Origin of the sequence: Kitasatospora sp. NPDC058063 (genome assembly GCF_042885395.1) — a bacterium.
Lineage (GTDB): Bacteria > Actinomycetota > Actinomycetes > Streptomycetales > Streptomycetaceae > Kitasatospora > Kitasatospora lactacystinica.
Genome location: NZ_JBHVSD010000003.1, coordinates 188488 through 214397 on the forward strand (window position 1 = coordinate 188488; position 25910 = coordinate 214397).

Below are 25910 nucleotides of genomic sequence, written 5' to 3' on the forward strand. Positions count from 1 at the left end.
GGGAGCGGGACGTCGGGCTCGTCGGGCTCGTCGGCTCGTGGTGCGGCGTGGTGGATGGGCGGGGGCGTCGGTCAGGGGGCGATGGCGTCGAGGGTGGTGCGGAGGCGGGTGAGGGCGGCGGGGAGGGTGGGGAGCGGGGGCGTGGCGAGGGCCAGGCGCAGGGCGTTGGGGTGGTGGGGGGTGGTGGCGAAGGCGTCGGCGGTGGAGACCAGGATGCCCTCGGCGGCCAGGGCGGCGGCCGCGTGGTCGGGGCGCTGATGGGGTTCGAGGGTGAGCCAGAGGATGTAGGAGGTGGGGTGGGCGGTGGTGGTCAGCCCGGCCAGGGCGGTGCGGGCGACGGCCTGACGGGCGGCGGCGTCCGCGCGGCGTTCCCGCTCCAGGCGGGCGACCGTACCGTCGGTGAGCCAGCCGGTGGCGAGGGCGGTGATCAGGCCCGGGGCACCCCAGGCCGTGGTGCGCAGGGCGGTGGTGGCGGCCCGGAGCAGGTGGCCGGGCAGGACGGCGAAGCCGAACCGCAGACCCGGTGCCACGCTCTTGGAGAGGCCGGCCAGGTAGCAGGTGCGCTCGGGGGCGAGGGCGTGCAGGGGTGGCGGCGGCGCGGCCTCCAGGAAGGCGTAGGTGCCGTCCTCGATCAGGGTGAAGCCGTGGTCGGCGGCGAGCCGGACGAGGCGCTCGCGCTGTTCCGGGCCGAGCACCCAGCCGAGCGGATTGTGGACGGTCGGCTGGGTGTACACCGCCCGCACCGGCCGGGCGCGGCAGAGCCGGTCGAGCGCGTCGAGGTCCGGGCCTGCGGCGGTGACCGGGACGGGCGCCAGGTCCAGCCCGTGGGCGGTGGCGAGCAGCTTGATGCCCGGGTAGCCGAGGGCGTCCACGGCGAGGACGTCGCCGGGGCGGGTGAGCGTCCGCAGGACGCAGTCCAGAGCCTGCTGCGCCCCGCTGGTGAGCAGGACGTTCCCGGGCGCGGTGTCGATCCCGCGGTCCAGCAGGTGGGTGGCCACCGCGGCCCGGTCGTGCCGGTGGCCGCCCGGCTTGTGCTGGCGCAGCAGGGCTTCGGCGTCGCCGGAGGAGGCGAGCGCGCGCAGGGCCCGCCGCAGCAGGTCGCCCTGCCCGGGGGAGAGCGGCTGGTTGAAGGAGAGGTCGGCCACCCGGGGCACCGGCAGGGCGCGGGAGGGTTCGAGGCCGTCGTAGCCGGCGCGCAGCCGGACGAAGGTGCCGCGGCCCTGCTCGCCCACCACCAGTCCGGCGGCGGCCAGTTCGGCGTAGACCCGGGTGGCGGTGGCGAGGGCGATCCGCCGTTCGCGGGCGAGGGTGCGGTGGGTCGGCAGCCGTGCGCCGGCCGGGAGCGCGCCGGAGCGGATGGCGGTCGCGTACTCGTCGACGATGGCCTTGTAGGAGGGCGGTCGCACGGGTCACCTGCCGTTCCCGGGAGTGGAGGCACGGGCGTGCACGGGCGTGCACGGGCGTGCGCCCGAGTGTATCCAGGACAATAAGTGGATTGTCCTGGCCGGGTGTTCCTAGCCTCGTCACATCCAGCAGCGAGGCCAGGAACGGAGCACGCGCCCATGACCATCCGCAGCGAGCGGGACCGGCACGTCGTCACCCTCACCATCGACCGGGAGAAGAAGCTCAACGCCCTCGACTACCCGACGATCGACGCGCTGCTCGCCGAACTCGACCGGATCGACGCCGACGACACCGTCCGCGCCGTGATCCTCACCGGCGCCGGCGAGCGGGCGTTCAGCGCGGGGGCCGACATCCCGTCCCTGGCGGCCAGCGTCGCGGGCGGGCCCGAGCGGGCGCTGCGCGAGTTCGTCCGGCGCGGGCACACCCTCACCCGGCGGATCGAGGAGTTTCCCAAGCCGGTCATCGCGGCCGTCAACGGCCTGGCCTACGGCGGTGGTTGCGAGATCACCGAGGCGGCCCCGCTGGCCGTCGCGGCCGAGCACGCGAGCTTCGCCAAGCCCGAGATCTCGCTCGGCTTCCCGCCGCCCTTCGGCGGATCGCAGCGGCTGCCGCGGCACGTCGGCCGCAAGCGCGGCCTGGAGCTGATCCTCACCGGCGACCCGATCCCGGCCGCCCGCGCCGCCGAGATCGGCCTGGTCAACTCGGTCGTCCCGGCCGACGAACTGCTGGACACGGCACGGCACCTGGCCGAGCGGATCGTCCGGCACGCGCCGACCGCCGTGGCCGCCTGCCTGCGGGCCGTGACCCGGGGCATCAACCTGCCGATCGACGAGGGGCTCGCGGTGGAGGCGGCGGCCTTCGCGGCGACCGTGCCGACCGACGGCGTCCGCGACGGCATCCGGCGCTTCCTGGACCGCTCGTCCTCCGGCGCGGCCTCCTGAGCCGGGTACGGGAAATCCGTTGTCCGGTGGCGGTCGAGGGCCGATCATGACGGAATGTCGGATCTCCTCGCCCGCGTGACCGCCTTCCGTGCCGCCTTCGCCCGCCGCCAGGCGCAGGAGGTCCTCGAACTACCGGAGTTTCCCGGGGTGTTCGCCGTCCGGAACACCGAGTACGACCGCTCCGAGGAGCACAACCAACTGATCGTCGAGGGGCCGGGAACCGACCCGGCGGCGCTGCCCGGGCTGGCCGCCCGGTGGCTGGGGCCGCGCGACCGGTACCGCGTCACCGTGCTGGACCAGGAGTCGGGCGAGCAGGCCGCCCCGGTGCTGGCGGCAGCGGGGTGGGAGCGGCAGGGCGAGGTGATCCTGACCCGCTCGACGGACGGCTGCACGCTTCCCGAACCGGCCGCGCACCCCGTGGAGTTGGAGGAGGTACGGGAGGCGGTGCTGCGTCAGCAGCGGGACTGGACCGAGGACGAGGAGCTCGCCCGGCAGCTCACCGACCGCCGCGCCGCCCGGCTGCGCGGCGCCGCGCGGGTGCACTTCCTGGCCGTGCGGACACCGACCGGCGAGGTCGCGGCCTGGAGCGACCTCTACCTCGAACCGTCCGCCGGGCTCGCCCAGTTGGAGGACCTGGTGACCGGCTCGCGGCACCGCGGCGCGGGGCACGGCGGCACCCTGCTGGCGACCGGCCTGGCGCTGGCGGCCGAAGCCGGCATCCCCCGGCTGTTCCTGCTCGCGGACGCGGTGGACTGGCCGCGCGGGTGGTACGGCCGCCGCGGCTTCGCGGAGATCGGGCGCGGCCACTCCTTCTACGGCCGCTGAGCCGCTACAGCCAGGGAGCTTCTGCGGCCACGGAGTTTCGTACGGCACCGGCAGGGTGCCCGTACGGCTGCACCGGCCATGATGGAGCCATGGACCGGTACGAGGACCTCCCCGGCGAGGTCAAGGTGATCGACACACCCACGCTCCTGTGGCTGCAGGAACGGGCGGAAGGGCTCGGCCTCTCCCAGCGGTTGGGCCGGGCGTGGGTGCGGGCCCATGCCGATCCGCAGGGACAGCACTGGCTGCGGCCGGCGCTGTGGCACGAGCTGACCCACCGCCCGGAGCTGCCGAGGCAGTTGCGCTGCGAGGCGGCGCTCGCCGTGCGGGGCGGGGACCGCGTGCGCAGCCTGCTGGACGTCCTGCCGGAAGACTTCGCCCCGCTGCGGACGGCGACCTCCCGGGACAGGGTGTGGATGCCGGTCGGAGGCGTCCTGTCGGCAGGGGACCTGACAGCCCGGCAGGACGAGGGGTAGCGGCGGCCGGTCGCCGGGTCAGTCCCTCCCCGCTCCGACGGCCGGCGGGGTGGTTTCGCGACCGCAGTGGGCGGCGACGGTGTCCGCGAAGGCGCGGGCGAGCGGGCCGAGGTTCTCCCAGTCCCGGACGGCCCAGCCGGCGGTGAGGGCGGGCAGGTCGGGCAGCGGGAGCAGCCGCAGGCCGGGGTGGCCGGGACCCTGCCACTGCGGGAGCGCGGGGACGACGGCGTGGCCGAGGCCGAGTTCGGCGAGCAGGATCGCGGTGTCCCAGTCCGCGACGCTGGTGTCGAAGACCGGCCGGACACCCGACTTGCCGAGCCAGGCCTCGACCTGGGAGCGGGAGACGGAGTTCTGCGGCAGCCCGATCAGCCGGGCGTCCTGGAGGTCGGCGGGCGAGATCCGGGCCCGGCCGGCGAGCGGGTCGCCCGCCGCGACCGCGAGCACCCAGGGCAGGTCGACCACCGGCCGCTGGTCGATGCCCCGGGCCGGGACGCCGAGGGTGATCCAGGCGAGGTCGACCCGGCCGGCGTTGAGCGACTCCAGGCAGCTGCGACTGGAGACCTCCGTCTGGAACTCCAGGCTGACCTGGGGAAAGCGCCGCCGGAAGTCCACCACGGCCGCGGACATGAAGTGCCGGATGCTGGTGGCCCCGGTGGTGATCCGTACGGATCCGCCCTCGCCGCGCGCGAGTTCGGCGATCCGGTGCAGTGCGTGGTCGATGCTGCCGAGCCCGGTGGCGACCGCCGCGCGCAGCAGGCTCCCCGCCCGGGTGGGGACGACCCCGCGCGGGTGGCGCTCGATCAGGGCGAGGCCGAGCTCCCGTTCGAGCCGCTTCACGTGCTGGCTGACGGCGGACTGGGTGCGGTTCAGGTCGCGGGCGACGGCGCTGAGCGAGCCGGCCCGGCAGACCGCGGCGAAGACGCGGAGGTCGTCGATGGTCACGGAGACCCAAGGTATCGCTTGGGGGTGCCCCAGTAAATCGGCGGATTGACTTGGATGTTCCGCGGGATCGATCATCGATCCAGGGCCCAGGGCGGCAACCCGCCCGCTGTCCTCGCCGGCGTTCCGGACGCCCTGGCGGGGGCACGGGCGGGTGTCGACCCGCATCCATGCAAGGCGATGTGCGCGCCGGTGCGCACATCGATGTCCAGGCTGCCGTTCACGTCGATGCGCATGTTCACGATGCGCATGTCGACGTGCGGGAGCGGTGACGTCGGGCGGGCAGGCCGATGTCCGTCACCCTCGAAGGCATCAAGGCACGGCACCGGCGGAGCGAGGGGCCCGGGCCGGGCGGAAGGAGCGGTGAGGTGGCACGTGTGAGCTGGGCGGGTTCCGAGGTCCTCTGGGCGGGACAGCTCGGTCGGCTGCTCGCCGTGGTGCGGGAGGTGGACGGTGAGCGGATCCTGCACATCGACGACTGGTCCACGGTGGTGGACGACCGGACCGAGATCCGGCACTCCGGTCTCGTGCGCTGTCGCCTCACCGTCCGCCGACCGGACCGGCCGCCGGTCGTGTTCCGCTACCGGCTGTCGTGGCTGGTCCCGGTGATGATCCTGCTGGATCCGACCTACGACCGGTGGGACGCCGAGCAGGACGACCCGGGCCTGCTGCTGGTCGAACTGCTGGGCGGAACGGACGACTGGGAGTAGCCGATCCGCGTGGTGGGTCGGTCAGTCGGTCAGTCGGCCGGTCGGGCACCGGGCCGGCGCAGTGCCGCCCGGGACGGCAGCACGCCGGCGAGCAGGGCCAGGAGCAGGCAGAGGCCGGTGGTGAGGGCCATGGTCGACCAGGGCAGGGCGAGGTCGACCCGGGTGCCGAGCCGGGCGGAGAGGCCGGAGCGGACGCCCGCCAGGGTGACCACCGCGATCAGCAGGCCGAGCGCGGCACCGATTCCGACCACCAGGGTCGACTCGACGGCCACGATCCGCAGCACCTGACGGCGGGTCGCGCCGGACAGCCGCAGTACCGTGAAGTCCCCGGCCCGCTGGGCGGTGGCCATCAGCAGGGTGTTGGCTACGGCCAGGCAGCTGTAGCCGAGCGACGTACCGATCAGGACGACCAGGAAGATCCGGACCAGGGCGTCGTCCTCGGAGGTGGTGCGGGAGGCGTACTCGGCGCTGCTCAGCGCCCGGGCGCCGAGCGGGGCGAGGACGGCCGACGAGGTGGCGCCGGCGGTGTGGACGACCGAGGTGAGCGCCGAGGGGTCGTGCGCCCGGACGGTGCGGGTGGTCAGCAGCACGCTCGCGGTGGCGGAGCCGTCGGTGATCTCGGCGACGACCGTGACGTCCACGGTACTGCCGTCCTCGAAGGTGACCGGGACGCGGTGGCCGGTGGTCCAGCCCAGCCAGGCGGCCGTGCCGGCCTTGACCACCATGGTGTTCTCGCCGGTCAGGCCGTCCAGGGAGCCGGAGGTGACGGTCATCCGGGCGCGGGCCCCGCGGAACGCGGCCTCACTCATCCCCACCGCGCCGACGTGGTCGGTGCCGCCGGCGTAGAGCCGGGTGGGCAGCAGCGAGGCGCCGCCCGGTACGGCGGCCACGGCGGCGTCGGAGAGCCCGGGTGTGCCCTGCGGGGTGACCACCGAGGTGGCGTGCTGCCGGACGGTCTCCTCCAGCGCGTAGCCGCCGGCCCGCAGCTGGAACAGTCCGGCGATCAGCACCGCGAAACCCACCGTCACCAGCACCGGAGCGGCCGTCGAGGCGGTGCGCCGGACGGCGGTCACCGCACTCTCCCGGGCCACCGCGGCGGTCGCGCCGCGCAGCCCGGCCAGCGGCCGGCAGACCGCGCGGACGATCGGCGGGAGGACGGCGGGTGCGAACAGCATGAGGCCGACGATCAGCGCCATGGCCGCGTACAGGGCGTTGTTGATCATGCTGTCGGACTCGCTGCCGGCCGCGACCACCACCAGCCCGAGGCCGAGGGCGGTGGACACCCCGCCGGCGATCCACCGGCCGCGGGTCATCGGCCGGTGTTCGACGGCGGCCTCGCGCAGCGCCTCCAGCGGGGCCGTCCGGGCCGCCCGGCGGGAGGCCGACCAGACCCCGAGCAGCGCGACCACCAGGCCCAGCGCGAAGGAGCCGAGCAGCGGCAGCGCCCGGAACCGTACGGTGAATCCCGCCGGCTCCAGGCCGCCCTCGACCATCAGCGCGCCCAGGGCGGGCGCCAGCAGCGCGCCGAGCAGTACGCCCGCGCCGCCGGCCGCGACGCCCACCCCGAGCGACTCGGCGTACACCGTGCGCGCGATCTGACGGGGGGTGGCGCCGATGGTGCGCAGCAGGCCGAACTCGCGCCGCCGCTGGACGATCGCGAATGCGAAGGTGGAGGCGACCACGAAGACGGAGACGAAGGCGGTCAGCCCGGCCGTCGCGGTCAGGATCTGCAGGCCGATCCAGCGGGTCTTCTCGGCGCTCCTGTCCTCCAGCGCGGTGAGCGCGGCGCCGTGCAGCACCGTCCCGTCGCCGCCCACGGCGGAGGCCGCGGCCGCGGCGACCGCCGGGACGTCGGCGCGCGGCGCGGTGACCAGGCCGATCACCCGGACCCCGGGGGCGAGCGCCTCGGCGGCGCGGTCGGACAGGTAGAGGGACGGCGGGTCGACGGTCCCGGGGGCGGCTGCATCCAGGGCCCCGGGGGCGGTCCCGGGGACCGTTCCTGACGCGGTGCCGGACACGGTGTAGCGGGCCGGCCCGGCGGCGGTGAGCAGGGTGACCGGCGAGCCGGGCGCCAGGCCCAGCGAGGCGTCCAGCACCACCTGGTGCTCGTCGGCCGGCGGGCCGCCCGCGACGAGCCGCTCGGGCCCGAACGCGGTGCCGGACCAGTTGCGGCCGCGCGGTTCCGGGCTCGGGGCGCCCACCGGCCTTCCGTCGATCACCGGCTGGGCGTAGAAGGCGCGGTCCGGCACGGCCCGGTCCACGCCCGGAACGGCGGCCAGGGCCCGCAGCAGCTCCCGTGTGCGTTCCTGCGACCAGGGCCGGCTCGGGGTGAAGGTGCCGTCGGACTGGTCGACGGCGGGGCTCTGCACCACGACCCGGGTGCCCGCGTAGCGTCGGGGCACCTCCGGTTCGGCCGAGGTGAGCACCAGGGCGGTCATGGCCAGGACCGTCACGCCCAGGCCGAGCGCGACGAAGGTGCCGAGGAGGGACGTCCAGCGGGCACGGACGGTGGCGAGGCTCAGCATGCCGGGGCCTCCAGGGCGGCCATCCGGCCGGCGATGACCGCGGCCCCGCTGCGGCCGTGCAGCTCTTCCACGATCCGTCCGTCGGCGAGCAGCAGGACGCGGTCGGCGTAGCCGGCGGCGGTCGGGTCGTGGGTCACCATGATCACGGTCTGCCGGTGGCGGTCGACGATGCCGCGCAGCAGGGTGAGGACCTCACGCGAGGTACGGGTGTCCAGGGCGCCGGTCGGCTCGTCGGCGAACAGCACGGCGGGCCGAGTGATCAGCGCCCGGGCGATCGCGACGCGCTGCTGCTCGCCGCCGGACAGCTCGCTCGGCCGGTGCCCGCCGCGGTGGCCGAGCCCCACCTCGGCGAGTGCCGTGGCGAGTTCGGCCCGGTCCGGGCGGCGTCCGGCCAGCCGCAGCGGCAGGGCCACGTTCTGTTCGGCGGTCAGCGCGGAGACCAGGTTGAAGGACTGGAAGACGAAGCCGAGGCGCTCGCGCCGCAGCAGGGTCAGCCGGGTCTCGTCCAGGCCGCCGAGTTCGGTGCCGTCGATCACCACGGTGCCGTCGGAGACCTGGTCCAGGCCGGCCGCGCAGTGCAGCAGCGTCGACTTTCCGGAGCCGGAGGGGCCCATCACCGCGGTGAAGCTGCCGCGCGGGAAGGCGACGGTCACGTCGTCCAGTGCGGTGACGGCGCGGTCGCCGGTGCCGTACTGCTTGGTCACGGCCCGCAGGAGGACCGTGTCGGTCGAGTTCGTCATGGTCCCAGGCAACCCGTCAACGGTGTGGGAGCGCAGGGGCGTTGGGGCGAGAACAGAGGTAGTGCCAGCACCCCTGCGGCGGGCGGTGGGCGGCGGCTAGGGTCGGCAGGGTGATCGCTGTCCGCAACACCCTGGAGGCGCTGGCCCAGCGGCCGTCGGCGTTCCTCGGCTCCGTGTGGCCGTGGCGTGCGCTGGGCTTCCTGCTCGCGGGAGCCGTGGTGGGGGCGACGGCGGCCGGGCTGGCGGCGCTGCCGGTGCTGCTGTGGGGCGGGCTGGGCCCCCTGGCGGTGGCGGTCGTGCTGCCGCCGCTGGCCCTGGCGGGGCGGGCGGTGACCGGGTACGAGCGGTGGCGGCTGCGGCTGGTGCTGCCCGGGGCGGGGCCGTCGGGGCGGGTGCGGTCGGGGCGGGTGGTGCCGGGGCCGGTACCGTCGGTGCCGGGGCCGCGGGGCGGGGCGGAGGGGCGGCGCGGACGTGCCCGCGAACTGTTCCGGGGGCCGGCGGCCCGGCGCGACCTCGGCTACGGGCTGGTCTCCCTGCTGCTGCTCTGGTGGATCGACCTCGGACTGGTCGCGGTGGGCCTCGGCACCCCGCTGTTCCTGCTGGCTGCCCCGTTCCAGCCCACTGCGAACCCCACCGCCTCCTGGCTCGGACCGCTCGCCGGACTCGTGCTGCTCCCGGTGGCGGCCTACCCGCTGGCGGCCTGGGCGGGGGTACGGGCGGTGACCGCCCGGGCCGTGCTGGAGCCCGCCGAGAACGAGCTGCACCGGGTGGTGGCCTCCCGGGCCCGGCTGGTGGACGCGTACGAGGTGGAACGGCGCCGGATCGAGCGCGACCTGCACGACGGCGCGCAGCAGCGGCTGGTCTCGCTCTCCGTCAAGCTCGGCCTGGCCGGTCTCGACCTGCCCGAGGACTCGGCCGCTGCCCGGCAGGTCCGGGAGGCCCGGGAGGAGGTGCGGACGGCGCTGCGGGAACTGCGCGAACTGATCCACGGCATCCATCCGCAGGTCCTCACCGACCGGGGGCTGGAACCGGCGGTGCGGGACCTCGCGGGCCGCTCGGCGGTGCCGGTGGACGTCGACGTCGCGCTGCCCGGGCGGCCGCCCGCCCCGGTCGAGGCCGCCGCCTACTTCGTGGTCTGCGAGGCGCTGGCGAACGTGGTCCGGCACAGCGGAGCCCGGCGCGCCTCGGTGCACGGCCGCGCGGCGGCGGACGGGCTGGTGCTGGAGATCCGGGACGACGGGGCCGGCGGCGCCGACCCGGCCGCCGGGACCGGCCTGCTGGGCATCAGCGACCGGCTCGCCGTCATCGACGGCACCCTGTGCCTGCGTTCCCCGGCCGGTGGGCCGACCGTCCTGCGAGTGGAGATCCCGTGCCGGCACTTCGGTTAGTCGTCGCGGAGGACTCGGTGCTCCTGCGGGAGGGCCTGGTCTCCCTGCTGGAGCGGTTCGGACACACCGTGGCGGCCGCCGTCGGCGACGCCCCGGCCCTGGTCGAGGCGGTCCGGGAACACCGGCCGGACGTGGTGGTCGTCGACGTCCGGATGCCCCCGGACAACACCGACGACGGACTGCGCGCGGCCCGCCGGCTGCGCGAGGAGGATCCGCGGCTGCCCGTCCTGGTGCTCAGCCAGTACGTCTCGCAGGGGTACACCGCGGAGCTGATCTCCGCCGGCGACCGGGGCGCGGGCACCGGCTACCTGCTCAAGGACCGGATCGGCGAGGTGCGGGAGTTCGTCGCCGCGCTCACCGACGTGGCCGGGGGCGGGACGGTGGTGGACCCGGAGGTGGTCCGCCAGCTGCTGACCCGCCGGCACGACCCGCTGCAGCGCCTGAGCCCCAAGGAGCGCGAGGTGCTGGCGCTGATCGCGGAGGGCCGTTCCAACGCGGCCGTCGCCCGCCGGCTGGTGGTCACCGAGGCCACGGTGGCCAAGCGGATCGCGAGCATCTTCACCAAGCTCGACCTGCCGCAGGCGCCGGACGACCACCGTCGGGTGCTGGCGGTGCTGAGGTATCTGGGGTCGTGAGGACCGCCGGGGCCGTGGCCGCGGTCGTGGCCGTCCCCGCGGTCGCGGCCGTCAGTTCGGCGTGGCCGTCACCAGGACACCGGGTAGCGGACCGGGTGCCTGCCGATCCTGCCGGGCAGCAGGCCGATGACGACGAGCAGCACGGTGGCCAGGACGAGCAGCGGGAGGAAGGGCACGGGGTGCGGGGCCTGCAGGACCACGATCACGGCGGTGGCCGCGGCCGGGGAGTGCGAGAGGTGGGTGAGCATCATCGCGCCCAGCGAGAGCCCGGCGGCCACGGCCGCGCCCCAGGTGGTGCTGCCGGTGACGGCCAGGGTGGCGAAGCCGATCAGGGCCGACATCAGCTGGCCGCCGATCAGGTTGCGCGGCTGCGAGATCGGCAGCGCGGGCGCTCCGTGCACCAGCGCGGCGCTGGCGGCCAGCGGCGGGATCAGCAGCGGTTGGTGGAGCAGTACGCCCACCCCGACCAGGAGGAGCAGGGCGCCGATGGCGAAGACGGTGGCCCGCAGGACGTGCAGTGGGTGCGGCCTGGGTGTGGCGGCGGGCGGTGGTGTGGACATGCGTGAGCGACTCCGGACGGGGGACAGGGACCCGGAGATGATAAACAGACTGTTGAATGAAAGGTAGGACGTTTTGCCTGTCGGACAGGATCCGTCCACGGAGCCGGACCACCTCGGGAACCAGAACGAGAGCGAGCAACCCATGACCACGCCATCCGTCACCGTCTTCCGGGACGTCCGCCCGTACGGTGCCGACCGGGCCGTCGACCTGGTCGTCGTGGACGGCCTGCTGGCCGAGCGGGTGCCGGACGGGGCGGTGCCGGAGGTGGTCGAGGGCGGTGGCCGGATCGCGCTGCCCACCCTGGTGGACGCGCACATCCACCCCGACAAGACCGCCTGGGGCGAGCCCTGGTACAGCCGGCGCCCGGCCGGCTCACTGCCCGAGTACGTCCGGGGCGACGTCGACCTCCACCGGCACCAGCGCACCCCGCTCGCCGACCGCGCCCACCGGCTGCTGAGCCACGCCGTGGCGCGCGGCACCCGCGCCGTGCGGGCCCACGTGGACGTGGCGCCCGCGTACGGGCTGGCCGGGGTGACCGGGCTCGCCGAGGTGCGCGAGCGGCTGGCCGGCGCGCTGGACGTCCAGCTGGTGGCCTTCCCGCAGCACGGCGTCCGGCGGACGCCCGGCGCGGGCGCGCTGCTCGCGGAGGCGGCGGCGAGCGGACTGGTCGACGCCGTCGGTGGCATCGACCCGGCGGGCTTCGACGCCACCCCGGCCGAGGGCGGCGAGGGTGAGGGGCCCGCCCAGCTGGAGCTGCTGTTCGGCCTGGCCGAACAGCACGGACTGCGCCTCGACATCCACCTGCACGACCGGGGCGAGCGCGGCCTCGGCCCGCTGCGCGACATCGCCGCGCGGACCAGGGCGGCCGGACTGGCCGGACGGGTGGTCGTCAGCCACGCCTTCTGCGTCCCCGAACTGACCGGCGCCTCGCTCGCCGACCTCGCCGCCGAGCTGGCCGAATCCGGCGTCGGCCTCACCACCGTGGCGCCCTCGGCCCACCAGGTGCTGCCGTTTCGCGAGCTGCGGGCGCACGGGGTGCGGGTCGGGCTCGGCTCGGACGGCGTACGCGACTCGTGGAGCCCGTACGGCAACGCCGACATGCTGCACCGCGCCCACCTGCTCGGCTGGACCACCGACGCCCGCACCGACGAGCAGCTGGCCGACTGCTTCGCGCTGGCGGCCGACGGCGGCGCCGAACTGCTGGACCTGCCGGTCGCCACCCTGGCGGCCGGCTCGCCCGCCGACTTCATGCTGGTGACGGGCGAGTGCCTGCCGCAGGTGGTGATCGACCTGCCGAGGCCCGACCTGGTGGTCCGCGCGGGCCGGGTGGTGGCGCGGGACGGGCGGTTCACGGGCTGAGCGGTGCCGCGGGGGCCGGTGTGCGGGCCGGTCCGGGTTGTTGGGGGCCGGCGGGGGCTGGTGCGGGCCGGTCGATTCGAGGATCGGTCAGCCCGCGCCGACCAGCGTCGCCGGGAGGTAGCCGGAGGATATGCCCAGCTCCCACCCGTGCGCCTGGACCGCGAGGGCGGCGAGAGCGATCGGGACGACCGGGAGCAGGGTGCGGGGCCGGGCCGTCGCGGGCGTGCTGTCGCGGTGGAGGGCGAGGCGGGCGGCGAGTGCCTCCTCGAAGGCGGCCCGGTCGTCGTCCAGCAGGACCCGCAGCAGCCGCTGGTCCGGGCTCAGCCCGCCGGGCGCCGCCCCGGCCGCGGCGTCCAGGCCCCGGGCGGCGGCCGCGCGCTCGTCGGCGTCCGGCTTGCGGAGCGGGACGGGACCGGGGGCGATCCACGGCGACCGCTCCGTCTCCACGATGAAGAGGTACGAGCCGAGGGCCGCCATCCCGGCCAGGTCCGCGGGCTCGGAGACGGACGTCAGGTCCGAGTGGGGCAGGCCGTCGCGGACCGCGGGCGCGTAGTCCTCGACGAGCAGCGGGCCGAGCATGCGGTCGCGGTGCGGCAGCAGACCGCCGATCAGGCACATCGCGAAAGCCTCCACCCAGGTCGCGGCCGTGGGCGCGAAGTCCACGACCGCGCCGAAGCGGACGTCCTCGCTGTCCAGCGTCCTGCCGATGTACGGGAAGGGGACGTCGAAGTCGCCCCGGGGGAAGCAGCCGAGCTGGAGCACGCCGAGGGCGCACTCGGCCGCCGTCCACAGGGCCGCGCGGGCGTCGGCTCCGGTGAGGGCCCCGTCCTCCAGGGAGAGGGCGGCGACGTGGTCGAGCAGTTCCTCGCCCATCGCGCGGACCGACCCGATGGTCAACTCGTCCTCGAGGTCGTACCAGTGGCCGAGCGCCCGGCCGCGGACGTCCCCCAGGGCGTCGCGGATCCGCTGCTGGACCACGCTGTGACGCGTCACTTCCCGCACGTGCTGGTGCCTCCCCGTCGGTGGTGCGGTCCGTCGTCCCGCGTACCCGTGCTGACGGAGAGGCACGCTAGCAGCGGCCACCGACAGCGGGAGCCGGCGCTCAGAGGAGGCGGGCCGCGCCGGTCTCGTGGAGGTGGACCAGGGCGTCGTAGGCCGGGCCGATCGCCAGACGCGGCAGCGGGTCGCTGCGGAACTCCGTCCCGGCGTCGTAGGTCGGGCGGGCGGTGTCCAGCCAGGAGCGGGTGGCCGGCGGGGCGGAGCGCAGGTCGACGTAGTAGTCGCGGGGGCGCACCCGGTCGAGGACGTACTCGTTCATTCCGGCGGTGGCCGGGGGAACGGTGACCTTCTTCCAGTCGGGGGCGAACGGGGAGTCCTTGGTGAGGAACGAGCCGCGGCCGAAGGTGAGACCGATGGCGACGTAGCCCGTGCCGAGGGCGTCGCGCAGGTACTCGCCCTGGGTCCTGGGGTAGAGCTCGGGGTCGCTGCTCCGGTACCCGACATGGCCGTTGTGCGCGGAGAGCAGCACCTTCCCGCCGGTGCGGCGCTGCCACCAGAGGGTGTTGTCGGTCATCGCCCGGTCGCGGAGCTGCTGCATCGCGGCCACGTCGGCGGTGTCCTCCAGGTTCACCGCGCTGAAGGCGAAGGTCAGGGCGATGCTCCGGGCGTTCTGCACCGCCCACGCGTACGCCTCGTCCTCCTTGCCCCCGGCCCCGGCTCCGGCCGCGGGCCCGGCGGCGGTGACCAGCTCCAGCGTCCGCTGCGCCACGACGGCGTTCTGCCGCCGCTCGGCGAGCGGCCGCGTGGTGACGTAGCCGATGGCGTCGTCGAAGGGGCGCAGGCCGGCGTACAGCTGCTCCAGCCGCGGCAGCGACCCGGGGGCGGCCTCGCGCACATAGGCGGTCACCCGGTCGAAGAGCTGGTCGCCGATCGCGGGGAAGTTCAGGTCGTCGCCGAGGAAGTGGACCGGGCGCAGCGGGTGTTCACGGTTGTGGTCGCGCATCCAGTCGATCAGGTCGGCGAACTCCTCGCGCTCCCAGGGCGAGGTGCCCATCGTGTCCTTCACCAGCTGCCGGGCGTTGCCGCCGGTGCGGCCCTGGACGTAGTCGTCGATCCGCAGGCCGCTGGACCAGCTCGTCTCCAGGGCGAAGGTGGTGAACCCCTTCTCCTCGACCAGGTGGCGCAGCACCCGCTGCTTCAAGGTGAAGAACTCGTGCGCGCCGTGCGTGGCCTCGCCGAGCCCCACCACCGTGGCGTCGCCGATCATCGTGCCCAGCGGCCGCAGGTCGGTGGTCCGGCCCGTGGGTTCGGTGGACCGCAGCGGGTGGGCGATCGCGCCCAGTTCCCGGACCACGGTGGAGAACTGACGGTCCGTCCTGCTTGCGCTGTCCGGCTGGTCGGCGCTCCTCGACTGGTCCGCGCGGGCCGCGGGGGCGAGCAGGGTGGCGGTCACGGCGGCCGCGGTGGCGGTCAGCAGGGCGCGTCGGTCGATGCGCTTGCCGCGCTCCTCGCTGTGTGCGGTCATGTCGGGCTGCTCCTCGGTTCCTCGAGCCATCGGTCCGGCGGTCCACCGATCCGTCAATTCGACGATTCGGGCAGCAGGTTCGATGGGTGCGATTGGTTCGCCGACGAATGCCGGCCAACGAATCGTCGATCACCGGGGGGCGGCGACGCGCTGGGGAACACCACCGGATCCGGTGGGGGGACAACCCCCGGGAGGTCCGGCGCTCCCGGCGGGGCGGGTCGGAGCGCGGGACCACCGTACGGACAACGGAAGCAGAAGACAACGGAGTGCGGGGGCTGCGCGGTTCAGCCGCCGGGCGTTCGCCACCCGGGTGGCCGGTTCAGAGCGAGGTGGACCGGTGGGTGGGACGGCCGTCCAGGACGGTCAGCAGGACGGGGAGGTCGGCCAGTTCGGTGGCCGGGGTGGTGAGCGGGTCGGCGGCGAACACGGTGAGGTCGGCGCGGTGGCCGACGGTGATCCGGCCCGCCAGCTGCTCCTCACCGGCCGCGCGGGCGGCGTTGGCGGTCATCGCCAGCAGCGACTCCAGAGCGGTGAGTGCCTGGCCGGGGTTGTGCGGGGCCTGGCTCAGGTCGCGGGTGGGGCGGCGGTGGCGGGCGCCCGCCATGACGCCCAGCGGCGGGTAGGGGGCGATCGGCCAGTCCGAGCCGAGGACGACGGTGGCGCCCGCGTCCCAGAGGTCGCGGCAGCGCCACGCGCGGTCGGCCCGCTCCTCGCCGAGGCGGCGGGACCAGTTGTCGGTGTGGTCGGCGCGGGTGAAGTCGCAGCAGTGGGTGGGTTGCATGGAGGCGACCACGCCCAGCTCGGCGAACCGCCGGACCACCGGGTCCGGAACGGTCTCGATGTGCTCGATCCGGTGCCGCACGGGGGAGGTCCCGGGCCTCGTGCCCCCGTTCGCCGCCGCGTTCCTTGCCGCGTTCGCCGGCTCGCTCGTCGTCGCCTTCTCGATCGAGTCGAGCGCGTGCCGGACCGCGGCGTCGCCGATCGCGTGGGTGGCGGTCGGGACCCCGGCGCGGTGCAGCTCCCCGATGACGTGGGTGTAGTGCGCCGGGTCCGGCCAGAAGGCGTGGGTGGACTCGCCGTGGCAGTCCGGGCGTTCCAGCCAGGCCGTCCCGTTGTCGATCGTGCCGTCCATGAACAGCTTGACGCCGTCCACCCGCCAGAGCCGACCGCCCCGGTCCTGCTGCGCGATCAGCGCGCGCAGCCCGTCCGCGTCCACGCCGGGCTGGCACCAGGGGGCGACGCGCAGCCGCAGCGGCAGCTCGCCCGCCTCGTCCAGGTCGGCGTAGAGGTCGAGGCTGTCGCCGTTGGCGTCCATCGCGTGGCCGCCGGTGAGGCCGGTGGCGGCCATGGCGCGCAGTGCGAGGGCGAGGCGGTCGCGGCGCTCGGCGCGGGTGGGCCGGGGGGCGGCGCGCTCGACCAGTTCACAGGCGGCGTCCTCCAGCAGCAGGCCGGTGGGGCGGCCCTCGGCGTCGCAGACCACCTCGGCGGCCTGGTCGAAGCTGCGTGGGCCGTCCACGCCGGCCAGCTCCAGGGCGCGCGGGCTGGCGAGCATCGAGTGGGCGTCGAAGAGCTGGAGCAGCGCCGGGACTCCGTCCAGGACGGACGCGAGGGCGGCGGACTCCACCGGACGGTCGCCGAAGACGTTCGGGTCCAGTCCCCAGGCGTGCAGCCAGGCGCCGGGGGCGAGGCGCGCGGCCTCGGCGGCGAGGGCGGCGCGGACGCCGGCCAGGTCGGTGCAGGCGGAGAGGTCCAGGCCGTGGGTGAGCTCGGCGCCGGTGACCGGATGCAGATGGCCGTCCACCAGGCCGGGGGTGACCACGGCGCCCTTGAGGTCGATCACCGTGGTCGTGGGGTCGGCGAGTTCGCGGACGGTGCGGTCGTCGCCGAGGGCGGCGATCCGGCCGTCCACGACGGCGAGGGCGGTCTGCGGGAGGAAACCGCCCGAGGCGGGGTCGAGCAGACGGGCGGAGAGGAGGACCAGGGAGGTGCGCACTTCGGCTCCAGCGGTGCTGCGGGTGGGGGCGGGGTGGGGTTGCGGGGGTGCGGAGGCTTCGGTCAGGACTGCTCGGCGACCGGGGCGGGAGCGGGGGGCGTGGGCGCGTCCGCCGGGCTCGTGGTGTCCGCGGGGTTCAGCGTGCCGTCGGCCAGGCCCAGTTCGCGTTCGGCGGTGGCGGCGGCGAGCCGGGTGACGGAGGACGGGTGGTCGCGCAGTCCGGTGTTGGCGTGGACGGCCAGGCCGTCGATCACGACGAGGATCCGAACGGCCGTCAGCACCGGGTCGTCGGTGCGGAATTCGCCCTGCTCGACCCCGGTGGCGATGACACCGCCGAGTCGGCCGCGCCAGCCGTTCTCCTGGTCGAGCACGCGCTCGCGCAGGACGGGGCGGTAGCGGCTGAGGTGGCGGGCGTTGAGCCAGAGCCGGCTCATGTCGTCGTAGGACGGGCCGGTGGTGCGGGCGAAGAAGCGCGCCAGGTGTCGCAGCGCGGACCCGTCCGGCGGCTCGGTGGGCAGCAGTGCCTCCAGCTCCGCGGTGGCGGCGCTGCCGAAGGCCTCGGCGACGAGGTCCTCGACGGCGGGGAAGTAGTGGCTGATCAGGCCGGGCCGGACGTCGAGTTGCTCGGCGATCCGGCGCAGGGTGATGCACTCCAGTCCCTCGGTGAGGGCGACCTCGGCCGCGGCGCCGACGATCTCCGCCCGGCGGTCCTCGGGGGACTTGCGAACCCGTTTGCGCTGAACGCTTGACGTCATGATCCGGATGCTATTGAGTGTGCGACCAATAAGCAAGCAGGTGGGCACGACACCCCCACGGAGGGCCCCCAATGGCGTCCACGCTCCCGGACCACCCCCGCACTTCCCCGGACCTGCCCCCGCACCCGGCCGCCCCGCCCCAGCAGGAACGGGGCGGCCGGGTCGAGGTCCACGGCATCGACCACATCCCCGAGACCGAGCGGCGCGGGCGCGCCCGCGAACTGTTCCCGGTCTGGGCCGCGGCCAGCGTCAACTACCTCAACCTGGTGGTCGGCGGCGCCCTCGTCCTGAGCGGCCTCGACCTCTGGCAGGCCTTCGCCGTGGTCGTCCTCGGCAACCTGTTCTGGCTGGGCACCGGCCTGCTCGCGACCTCCGGACCGGCCGCCGGCGCGCCCAGCGAGGTGATCACCCGCGCCATGTACGGCATCCGGGGCAACCGGGTGAACAACGCCGTCACCGGCTGGATGATCTCGGTCTGCTACTTCGCGCTGAACCTCGCCGCGGCAGCCGTCGCCGCCTTCTCGCTCGCCGAGGAGGCGGGAATCACCCCGACCACCCCGATCAAGATCACCATCGTGATCGCGATCGTCGTGCTGACCCTCACCATCAGCGTGTACGGGCACGCCGTGATCGTCCGGCTCTACCTGCCGATCACCCTCGCCCTCACAGCGGCGTTCGCGGTGGTCGGCTACGCGATCGTCACCCACGCCGACCTCGCCTGGAGCCAGCCCGAACCGCTCACCGGCGGACGGCTCTGGGCGGCCCTCCTGGCCGGCGTCACCCTGATCGCCTCCGGCCCGCTCTCGTACACCACCAGCGCGGACTTCTCCCGCTACCTGCCCGCGACCACCGCCCCGCGAGCGGTCCTCGGCTGGACGGCCCTCGGCGGCTTCCTGCCCAGCGTGGTGGTCGGCGGCCTCGGCGTGCTCGGCGCCACCGCCGTCGACATGACCGACCCGCAGGCCGCCCTCCGGCAGATCCTGCCCGGGTGGTTCAACCCCGTGTTCCTGCTCTCCCTCGTGGTCGGCACCATCGCCGTCAACGCCCTCACCGCCTACAGCGCGGGCCTCGCCCTCCAGGCCGTCGGCATCCGCATCCGCCGCACCCTCAGCGTGCTGGTGGACGGCGCGGTCGCGGTCTCGCTGACGCTGTACGCCCTGCTGGTCTCCAACTTCCTCGACACCGTCAGCAACGTCCTCCAGCTGACCGTCGTCCTCCTCGGCCCCAGCACCGCCGTCTACGCCGCCGACATCCTGCTGCGCCGCAACCGCTACGACGGCCGTGCCCTCGGCGACGAGAGCCCCGGCAGTCCCTTCTGGTACCGCGCCGGTGTCAACCCGGCCGGCGCCATCGCCCTCGCGGGCGGCGTCACGGCAGCGGCGCTCGGTGTGGACACGCTCTACACGGGTCCGTTGGCGGCGTTGGCCGGGGTGGATCTGGCCTTGCCGGCGGGTGTGGTGGTGGCCGCGGCGCTGTACGGGGTACTGATGCGTCGGCGTGGCGTGTAGCGCGCGGCGGTGTGCCGGGCTGCCGGTCGCCCGCCCGCCTGCCCGCCCGCCTGGCCGCCCGCTCATCGCGGGTGGCCGGCCGGTGCGGCCGGTTCGGCCGGTTCGGCCGGTTCGGCCAGTTCGGCCGGTTCGGGGGAGCGGGTGGGACCGGGCGGCCAAAGGAAACGGCAAGGAGAGTCGATCCTCCTGCCACTATCAAGCTACAGCGTGACCCGGGGCTTGCGGCAAGGCCCCCGTTGTGGCGCAGAATCCCGACCGTAAGGCCATGACCTGCGGAAACGGGAGTCGTGAAATGCGCGTGTTGATGACGACATGGGGATCGCGCGGGGATGTCGAGCCGCTGGCGGGGCTGGCGGCGGCGCTGCGGGGGCTCGGCGCGGAGGTACGGGTGTGCGCGCCGCCGGACGAGGAGTTCGCGGCCCTGCTGGCGAGGGCCGGGGTGCCGCTGGTGCCGCTCGGCCCGTCGGTGCGCTCGATCGTCGCCGGTCCGAAGCCGCCGACCGCGGAGGACGCGTTCCGGCTGGCCCGCGAGTTGGTCGCCGCGAGGTTCGAGACGCTGACCGCGGCGGCCGAGGGCTGCGACGTGCTGCTGGCGACCGGCCTGATGCCGGCCGGGGCGCGGGACGTCGCGGAGAAGCTCGGCCTCCACTACGTGCTGGCCTGCTTCCACATCTTCGGACTGCCCTCGCGGCACTTCCGGCCCGGTCGGCGGCCGGGCACGCCGTCCCCGCAGGACGAGACCGACTACCGGAAGCTCTGGGAGCAGGACGCCCAGCGGGTCAACGGGCTGTACCGGGAGGCGCTCAACGACCACCGGGCGGCCATCGGTCTGCCGCCGGTGGAGAACGTCCGCGACCACGTCTTCACCGAGCGGCCGTGGCTGGCGGCGGATCCGACCCTGTGCCCGTCGGAGGGCATGACGGAACTCGACGTGGTGCCGACCGGGGCGTGGATCCTCCCCGACGACCGCCCGCTCCCGGCCGACCTGGAGGTGTTCCTGGACGCCGGTGAACCGCCCGTGTACGTCGGCTTCGGCAGCATGGCCGCGTACGCCCCGGAGGGCATCGCGCGGGTGGCCGTCGAAGCGAGCCGTGCGCACGGCCGCCGGGTGCTGCTCGCCCGTGGCTGGGCCGGGCTCGCCCCGATCGACGACCGCGAGGACTGTCACGTCGTCGGCGAGGTGAACCAGCAGGCCTTGTTCCGCAGGGTGGCCGCCGTCGTCCACCACGGCGGCGCCGGCACCACGACGACCGCGGCCGTGGCGGGCGCGCCGCAGGTGGTCGTCCCCCGGATTGCCGACCAGCCGTACTGGGCCGCCCGGGTCGCCGAGTTGGGCATCGGCGCGGCCCACCTCGACCGGACGCCGACCGTGGACTCGCTCTCCGCCGCGCTCGGTACGGCCCTGGAGCCCGGGACCCGGGCGCGGGCGGGGGCCGTGGCCGGCGGCATCCGCACCGACGGGGCGACGGTGGCCGCGAAGCTGCTGTTCGAAGCCGTGGGCCGGAAGGTGCCCGCCGGGTCCGGGTGAGTGCTCGGGGAGCCGGGCCGCGCAGGTGCCGGGTGAACGGCGGGGCCCGGTGAACGGCGGGGCCCGGTGAACGGCGGCGCCCGGTGAACGGCCGTGCGGGCCGGGTGGGTTCGATTCCGGATCGGCCTCCTTCCGATCGATCAGGGGTGGTTGTCGGCCCGCGCACGGCCGGTTCCGGCAGTGATCCGGCGACCGGCGGCCGGGTGTCGGCAGGGTCGGTTAGGGTGCCCACTTGCGCGCCCGGTCACCGCAGGCCATGCGCGAGGGGAGGGCGGCATGACCGACGGCACGCACGGGGGAGTGGGACAGGACGGGGACGGCATCCAGTGGCTCGCCGACATCGGCCGGCCGGCCACGGGCCGACCGTCAACGGGGCGCCGGTCGACCGGCCGGCCGTCAACGGCCGGACCCGACCCGGACGGTGAGGTCGGCGGCGTCGTCTTCGCCCGGGGGATCACGCCCCAGGAGCTCGCCCGCCGGATGGGCGCCGACCCGGCCACCGCGACCGAGCCGATCAGCGACACCGAGATCCGGGACTTGGACATCGAGGTCTACCGCCCCGGTGACGACGGCGACGGTGTGATCCGGGTCGGCGAGTGCGCCGGCTGGTCGTTCGCGATCGAGTACGGCGACTCCACGGGCGGCGAACTGCTCATCGAGATAGCGCGCGACGGCGTCGAGGTGGTGCACTTCCGCCCGATGCCGGAGCAGCGGCCGGCCCTGCTCGACTACGCCCGGGACGGCGCCGTGCTGTGCGGCTTCGGCCTGGGCGAGGAACGCTGGCGCTGGGGCCAGGAGCCGGACCTGCTGGTGCCGGACCTGGTCGCCGCCGGAGTCCTGGAGGCCGACGGCGTGACCCCCCGCGACCCCGGGCGCGAGCCCGAAGGGGACGCCCGCCGCCGCGCCCTCGGTGCCGTCGAGCGGCGCTTCGGGCTGAGCCTGCCCCGGGCCGCCCTCGGCGGGCTGCGCCTGCCGGCGTACGCGGTGCGGGGAACCCCGGGCATGGCGCTGCGCTGAGGGGGTGCCGCGCCGGCGATCCGCGGCACCGACGGCCCGCGAAGCGTTGACGCGGGCGCGGAGGAGGACCCGGCGGACGGAGAGCAGGGCGAACGGCAGACGCGGGAGCGGCGGGAACGGGAGCTGCGGGAACGGGAGCGACAGGAACGGGAGCGGCGGGCGCGGAAGCGACAGGAACAGGGTGGTCACGGCAGGGTTCCTTTCCGGGCCCCACCGGCGGGGCCCCGATGGCCGTCATCCTTGCGCGCCGGCTGCTCGTCGCACATGTGCCGATCGGGAGGTTCCCGAGGCGCACTCCCTGCCCTGGCCCTGCCGATCGGCAGGGCCAGGGCAGGGAGGGGGCCGGGGAGACGCGCCCCCACCGTCGTCGCGAGCGCCTCCGCAGTCGGGCCGTGCGGCCCCGTCCTTCACCCGGTCGGCCGGTGGAATCCGGTTCGGCGCACGCCCCCGTCCAGGGGGTTCCACCAGGCATCCGCGGGATCCGGCCCCTAGGGTCTGTGGTGCGTCGACGAACCGAGCGCCGGGCGTACGCCGGCCCGTCGAGCGCCGGGGCGTCGTCCGGCCGGCCCGAGGCCGCGTACCGGGTGCCCGGCCGACCCGAGAGGTGGACCCACCCCATGCACACCGTCGTCCGCGGCGCCGGAGCGTTCGGCCTGGCCGCCCTGCTGCTCACCGCCGCCACCGGCTGCCAGGGCGACGGCTCCTCCGCCGCCGAGCCCGCGCCCACCTCCGCGCCCGGCGGCGCGGGGACGGGGACCGGCGCCGCCACCGGAGCGGCCGCCCAACAGCTGGACTGGCACGCCTGCTCCGCCCCCACCAGCGCCCAGGGCAGCGGCACCGCGCCCGCCACCGAGGACTGGCAGTGCGCCACCCTCAAGGCCCCGCTGGACCACGGCAAGCCGGACGGTACGACGATCGACCTCGCGCTGATCCGCAGCCGGGCCAAGGACGAGGAGCACCGGATCGGCTCGCTGCTGTTCAACTTCGGTGGCCCCGGTGCCTCCGGCGTGGCCACCCTGCCCGCCCTCGCCGCGAGCTACAGCTCCCTCAACTCCCGTTACGACCTGGTGAGTTTCGACCCGCGCGGAGTCGGTGCCAGCGCCGGGGTGACCTGCCTGGACGACCGGGCGATGGACGCCGCCACCGCCGCCGACAGCACCCCCGAAACCCCCGAAGCGGTGAAGGTCCTGGACGCCGACAACGCGGGCTTCGCCGCCGCCTGCGAGCACAACTCCGGCGCGGTGCTGCCGTATGTGGACACCGAGAGCGCGGCGCGCGACCTGGACCTGATGCGGCAGGTGCTGGGCGACCAGAAGCTCTCCTACTTCGGCATCAGCTACGGCACCCAGCTCGGCGGCGTCTACGCGCACCTGTTCCCGCAGCAGGTCGGACGGATGGTGCTGGACTCGGTGGTCGACCCGACCAAGGACCCGCAGCAGTCCGCGCTCGGCCAGGCCCAGGGCTTCCAGCTCGCCCTCGGCGACTTCATGAAGGCCTGCGCCGCCCAGGCCGGGACCGCCTGCCCGACCGGTGCGGGCGGCGAGGACGGCAGCGCGAAGGTCGAGGCACTGGTGCAGAAGCTGGCGCAGTCGCCGCTGCCCACCAAGCAGGGGCGGCAGCTCACCGAGAGCCTGGCCGTCACCGGTATCGCGGCCGCCCTGTACAGCCAGGAGACCTGGCCCGCGCTGGCCACCGGGCTCACCGAGGCGATGGAGCTGGGGACCGGCGACACGCTGCTCCAGCTCGCCGACGCGCTGAACGGGCGAGACGCGCAGGGGCACTACACCAACCTGAACGCCGCGAACCGGGCGATCAACTGCGTGGACGCCCGGCAGCGCTACTCCGACCAGGACGTGCAGCAGCAGCTTCCGCAGTTCCGTGCCGCCTCCCCGGTGTTCGGGTCCTTCACCGCCTGGGGCCTGACCGCCTGCACCGGCTGGCCCGTCCCGGGCAGGGCCGCCCACCCGGACGTCTCCGCGCCGGGCGCCGCCCCGGTCCTGGTGATCGGCACCACCGGCGACCCGGCGACCCCGGTGGAGGGCGCCCGCACGATGGCGCAGCAGCTCGGCGCGGGCGTCGGCGTCACCGTCACCCTGCAGGGCGAGGGGCACGGCGGCTACAACACCGGCAACCCGTGCCTGAAGCAGACCGTGGACGCCTACCTGCTGGACGGCACGGTGCCGGCGGACGGGACGACGTGCGGCTGAGTGGCCGGGCGGCGGGAAAGTGGCCCACTGCGGCAGCTGTCGATTGGCTCTGGAGAGTGGGCCACTCGGTCCACTAGCCTCTCCGGTGTGACGAACGATGTGACGAACGATATGACGACCGGCGCGCCCGCCCAGCAGCTTGCCCAGCACCTCGACCAGCACGTTGACCAGCACCTCGGCAACGGCCACCGGGCCGACAGCGACACCGTCAAGGTCGACTTCTACTTCGACCCCGTCTGCCCCTTCGCCTGGATAACCTCCCGGTGGATCCTGGAGGTCGATCGGCAGCGCGAACTCGACCTGAACTTCCGGGTGATGAGCCTGTCCGTCCTCAACGAGGGCCGCACCGACCTGCCCGAGCGCTACCAGCGCCTGATGACCACCGGCTGGGGCCCCGTGCGGGTCTGCATCGCCGCCGCCGAACAGCACGGTCCGCAGGTGCTGCGCGAGCTGTACACCGAGCTCGGCACCCGACTGCACGACCAGGACCGCGAGGCCGACGACGCCGTCATCCGCGAGGCGCTCGTGGCAGCGGGGCTGCCGGAGGAGCTGGCCGAGGCGGCGAACAGCACCGCGTACGACGAGGCCCTGCGCAAGAGCCACCACGAGGGCATGGACCCGGTCGGCGAGGAGGTCGGCACGCCGACCATCCACGTGGACGGCGTTGCCTTCTTCGGCCCGGTGCTGAGCGCCATCCCGCGCGGCGAGGACGCCGTACGGGTCTTCGAGGGCGTGCGGCTGCTGGCCGGGTACCCGAAGTTCTTCGAGCTCAAGCGGACCCGGACGGGCGGGCTCGACTTCTCCTGAGCCACCCCGGCGGAGGCCGCGCCGCGCCCTCGCCGTGCCCGCACCGAGCCCCCTCGGTGCCCGCACGGAGGACCGCCGCGGGCCCGGCCTCCGGCCCGTCAGCCCCGGCGGCGCTGCTTGATCCTGATCGGCCCCGACCGGGGGTGGCCGATCACGGTCAGCACCGGGGCGCCCGGCTCCGCCTGCTCGGCGGCCTTGTTGACGATGTTTCCGGTGTTGGTGCTCGACGGGTCGATCCGTACGCCCCAGCCGCGCGGGACGATCAGCCGGATGTGGCCCATGCCAGTGGACGCCTCGACCGTGATCTCCTTGTGGGGGCACACGGCCTCGGTGAAGTCGACCGTGAGCAGCGAGATCTTGGTCTCCGCGACGATCCGGCGGGGCACGGACCAGCGGCCGCTCTGCACCATGTTGTTCATCCGGGGCCGGAGCGTGAGGACCTCCTCCGTCGCGGACGCCTCCCGGGCCTCCACCCGGCCGCCGAGGTCGGCCACCAGGATGTCGAGTTCGCCGTACGTCCGCGCGGCGTAGGTGCGGTCGAGCCGCTCCTCCAATTCCCCGAGGTCGATGCGGCCGTCACCGGCGGCGACCCGCAACTGCTCGGCCACCGCCTCCCGGTCGCTGTCCCCGGCCCGGGGTTCCACGGCGGCCTCGGGCGTCTTGTGCAGGGCTGGCAGTTCCTCGTTGACCATGCGGCTACTCTAGGTCACGAAGCGTCCTGGTGGGCGGCTCGATCGCCAACTCCGCACGGCCCGAGGATCTTTGAGCGCGCCCGGAGGAGCGGCCGAAGAAGCGGCCGGCGGGGGACGGTCGGAGGGGGCGGCCGAGGACGCGGGTCGAAGGGCCGTCGAGGACGCGGCCGCGTCGGCCGGAGCGGCCGGGCGAAGGCTTCGCCGGGTGCGGTGGAAGCGCCCGGCCGGCTTCCGCGAACCGTTCGCGACGGCCCGCCCCCACGTACCGGACCGGCCTTCGACCTGCCCGAGTCCGCCTCCCGTGCCGACGCCGAGCCCGACGCCCGAGTCCGCCGCCCGAGCCCGATCCGGCGCTGCGGGCCGTGGCGCCGAGCGGGTC

General features: G+C 74.9%; 22 protein-coding genes. 12 read left to right on the forward strand and 10 right to left on the reverse strand.

What is annotated here, in order from left to right; translation table 11 throughout:
• Positions 1–71: 71 nt before the first annotated feature.
• On the reverse strand, positions 72–1406 hold the full coding sequence (locus tag ACFVUY_RS07460) for a PLP-dependent aminotransferase family protein (protein WP_387728029.1): 1335 nt from the start codon (positions 1404–1406) through the stop codon (positions 72–74).
• Between the two features lie 156 nt (positions 1407–1562).
• Between ACFVUY_RS07460 and ACFVUY_RS07465 the strand changes: the two genes are divergently transcribed.
• The 3 genes from ACFVUY_RS07465 to ACFVUY_RS07475 all read left to right on the forward strand — a co-directional run bounded on the left by ACFVUY_RS07465 (position 1563) and on the right by ACFVUY_RS07475 (position 3643).
• Positions 1563–2345, forward strand: a complete 783-nt coding sequence (locus ACFVUY_RS07465) for a crotonase/enoyl-CoA hydratase family protein (protein WP_387688022.1) — start codon at positions 1563–1565, stop codon at positions 2343–2345.
• A 54-nt stretch (positions 2346–2399) separates the two neighbouring features.
• Positions 2400–3170: a GNAT family N-acetyltransferase gene (locus ACFVUY_RS07470; protein ID WP_387728031.1), complete on the forward strand. Its 771-nt coding sequence runs from the start codon at positions 2400–2402 to the stop codon at positions 3168–3170.
• A gap of 89 nt (positions 3171–3259) precedes the next feature.
• The gene (locus ACFVUY_RS07475; protein ID WP_387728033.1) at positions 3260–3643 is read left to right on the forward strand and encodes a hypothetical protein; all 384 of its coding nucleotides are present in this window, start codon (positions 3260–3262) and stop codon (positions 3641–3643) included.
• Positions 3644–3661: 18 nt separating this feature from the next.
• On the opposite strand, the gene ACFVUY_RS07480 is transcribed toward ACFVUY_RS07475, so the two are convergent.
• Complete coding sequence (locus ACFVUY_RS07480) at positions 3662–4585, reverse strand: LysR family transcriptional regulator (protein ID WP_387728035.1); 924 nt, start codon at positions 4583–4585, stop codon at positions 3662–3664.
• Positions 4586–4950: 365 nt separating this feature from the next.
• On the opposite strand from ACFVUY_RS07480, the gene ACFVUY_RS07485 reads away from it, so the two are divergent.
• The gene (locus tag ACFVUY_RS07485) at positions 4951–5292 is read left to right on the forward strand and encodes a hypothetical protein (RefSeq protein WP_387728037.1); all 342 of its coding nucleotides are present in this window, start codon (positions 4951–4953) and stop codon (positions 5290–5292) included.
• A 29-nt stretch (positions 5293–5321) separates the two neighbouring features.
• Here ACFVUY_RS07485 and ACFVUY_RS07490 read toward each other — a convergent pair whose 3' ends face one another.
• Both ACFVUY_RS07490 and ACFVUY_RS07495 read right to left on the reverse strand, forming a co-directional pair.
• Positions 5322–7817 carry an FtsX-like permease family protein gene (locus ACFVUY_RS07490; RefSeq protein ID WP_387728039.1) on the reverse strand — a complete coding sequence of 832 codons (2496 nt, stop codon included), beginning with the start codon at positions 7815–7817 and terminating at the stop codon, positions 5322–5324.
• Positions 7811–8557 (reverse strand): ABC transporter ATP-binding protein, encoded by a 747-nt coding sequence (locus ACFVUY_RS07495; RefSeq protein WP_387688010.1) that lies wholly within the window; start codon positions 8555–8557, stop codon positions 7811–7813. Before ACFVUY_RS07495 ends, ACFVUY_RS07490 begins: the two co-directional genes overlap by 7 nt.
• A 110-nt stretch (positions 8558–8667) precedes the next feature.
• Between ACFVUY_RS07495 and ACFVUY_RS07500 the strand changes: the two genes are divergently transcribed.
• The gene (locus ACFVUY_RS07500; protein WP_387728041.1) at positions 8668–9945 is read left to right on the forward strand and encodes a histidine kinase; all 1278 of its coding nucleotides are present in this window, start codon (positions 8668–8670) and stop codon (positions 9943–9945) included.
• Positions 9927–10580: a response regulator transcription factor gene (locus ACFVUY_RS07505; RefSeq protein ID WP_359898483.1), complete on the forward strand. Its 654-nt coding sequence runs from the start codon at positions 9927–9929 to the stop codon at positions 10578–10580. Before ACFVUY_RS07500 ends, ACFVUY_RS07505 begins: the two co-directional genes overlap by 19 nt.
• A 68-nt stretch (positions 10581–10648) precedes the next feature.
• Here the strand turns inward: ACFVUY_RS07505 and ACFVUY_RS07510 are convergent, their stop codons facing one another.
• Positions 10649–11140: an HPP family protein gene (locus ACFVUY_RS07510; RefSeq protein ID WP_380348962.1), complete on the reverse strand. Its 492-nt coding sequence runs from the start codon at positions 11138–11140 to the stop codon at positions 10649–10651.
• A gap of 142 nt (positions 11141–11282) precedes the next feature.
• Here ACFVUY_RS07510 and ACFVUY_RS07515 point away from each other — a divergent pair, with 142 nt between their 5' ends.
• The gene (locus ACFVUY_RS07515) at positions 11283–12500 is read left to right on the forward strand and encodes an amidohydrolase (RefSeq protein ID WP_387728043.1); all 1218 of its coding nucleotides are present in this window, start codon (positions 11283–11285) and stop codon (positions 12498–12500) included.
• An 87-nt stretch (positions 12501–12587) separates the two neighbouring features.
• Here ACFVUY_RS07515 and ACFVUY_RS07520 read toward each other — a convergent pair whose 3' ends face one another.
• The 4 genes from ACFVUY_RS07520 to ACFVUY_RS07535 form a co-directional block, all read right to left on the reverse strand.
• The gene (locus ACFVUY_RS07520) at positions 12588–13502 is read right to left on the reverse strand and encodes an immunity 49 family protein (protein ID WP_387728045.1); all 915 of its coding nucleotides are present in this window, start codon (positions 13500–13502) and stop codon (positions 12588–12590) included.
• Positions 13503–13602: 100 nt separating this feature from the next.
• The gene (locus tag ACFVUY_RS07525) at positions 13603–15024 is read right to left on the reverse strand and encodes an erythromycin esterase family protein (RefSeq protein ID WP_387728047.1); all 1422 of its coding nucleotides are present in this window, start codon (positions 15022–15024) and stop codon (positions 13603–13605) included.
• Between the two features lie 319 nt (positions 15025–15343).
• Complete coding sequence (locus ACFVUY_RS07530; protein WP_387728049.1) at positions 15344–17017, reverse strand: amidohydrolase; 1674 nt, start codon at positions 17015–17017, stop codon at positions 15344–15346.
• A gap of 62 nt (positions 17018–17079) precedes the next feature.
• Complete coding sequence (locus tag ACFVUY_RS07535; RefSeq protein WP_387728051.1) at positions 17080–17772, reverse strand: TetR/AcrR family transcriptional regulator; 693 nt, start codon at positions 17770–17772, stop codon at positions 17080–17082.
• Positions 17773–17843: 71 nt separating this feature from the next.
• Between ACFVUY_RS07535 and ACFVUY_RS07540 the strand changes: the two genes are divergently transcribed.
• From ACFVUY_RS07540 to ACFVUY_RS07560, 5 genes are all read left to right on the forward strand, one after another.
• Positions 17844–19280 carry a purine-cytosine permease family protein gene (locus ACFVUY_RS07540; protein WP_387728053.1) on the forward strand — a complete coding sequence of 479 codons (1437 nt, stop codon included), beginning with the start codon at positions 17844–17846 and terminating at the stop codon, positions 19278–19280.
• Between the two features lie 292 nt (positions 19281–19572).
• Entirely contained in the window at positions 19573–20808 is a 1236-nt protein-coding gene (locus tag ACFVUY_RS07545; protein WP_387728055.1) for a glycosyltransferase, read from the forward strand.
• Between the two features lie 276 nt (positions 20809–21084).
• Positions 21085–21825 (forward strand): DUF6461 domain-containing protein, encoded by a 741-nt coding sequence (locus ACFVUY_RS07550; protein WP_387687989.1) that lies wholly within the window; start codon positions 21085–21087, stop codon positions 21823–21825.
• Positions 21826–22442: 617 nt separating this feature from the next.
• Entirely contained in the window at positions 22443–24032 is a 1590-nt protein-coding gene (locus ACFVUY_RS07555; protein ID WP_387728057.1) for an alpha/beta hydrolase, read from the forward strand.
• Positions 24033–24119: 87 nt separating this feature from the next.
• Positions 24120–24839 carry a DsbA family protein gene (locus ACFVUY_RS07560; protein ID WP_387687985.1) on the forward strand — a complete coding sequence of 240 codons (720 nt, stop codon included), beginning with the start codon at positions 24120–24122 and terminating at the stop codon, positions 24837–24839.
• Between the two features lie 98 nt (positions 24840–24937).
• Here the strand turns inward: ACFVUY_RS07560 and ACFVUY_RS07565 are convergent, their stop codons facing one another.
• A complete protein-coding gene (locus ACFVUY_RS07565) occupies positions 24938–25531 on the reverse strand; it encodes a DUF1707 domain-containing protein (protein ID WP_387728059.1) in 594 nt (197 codons plus the stop codon).
• Positions 25532–25910: the final 379 nt, after the last annotated feature.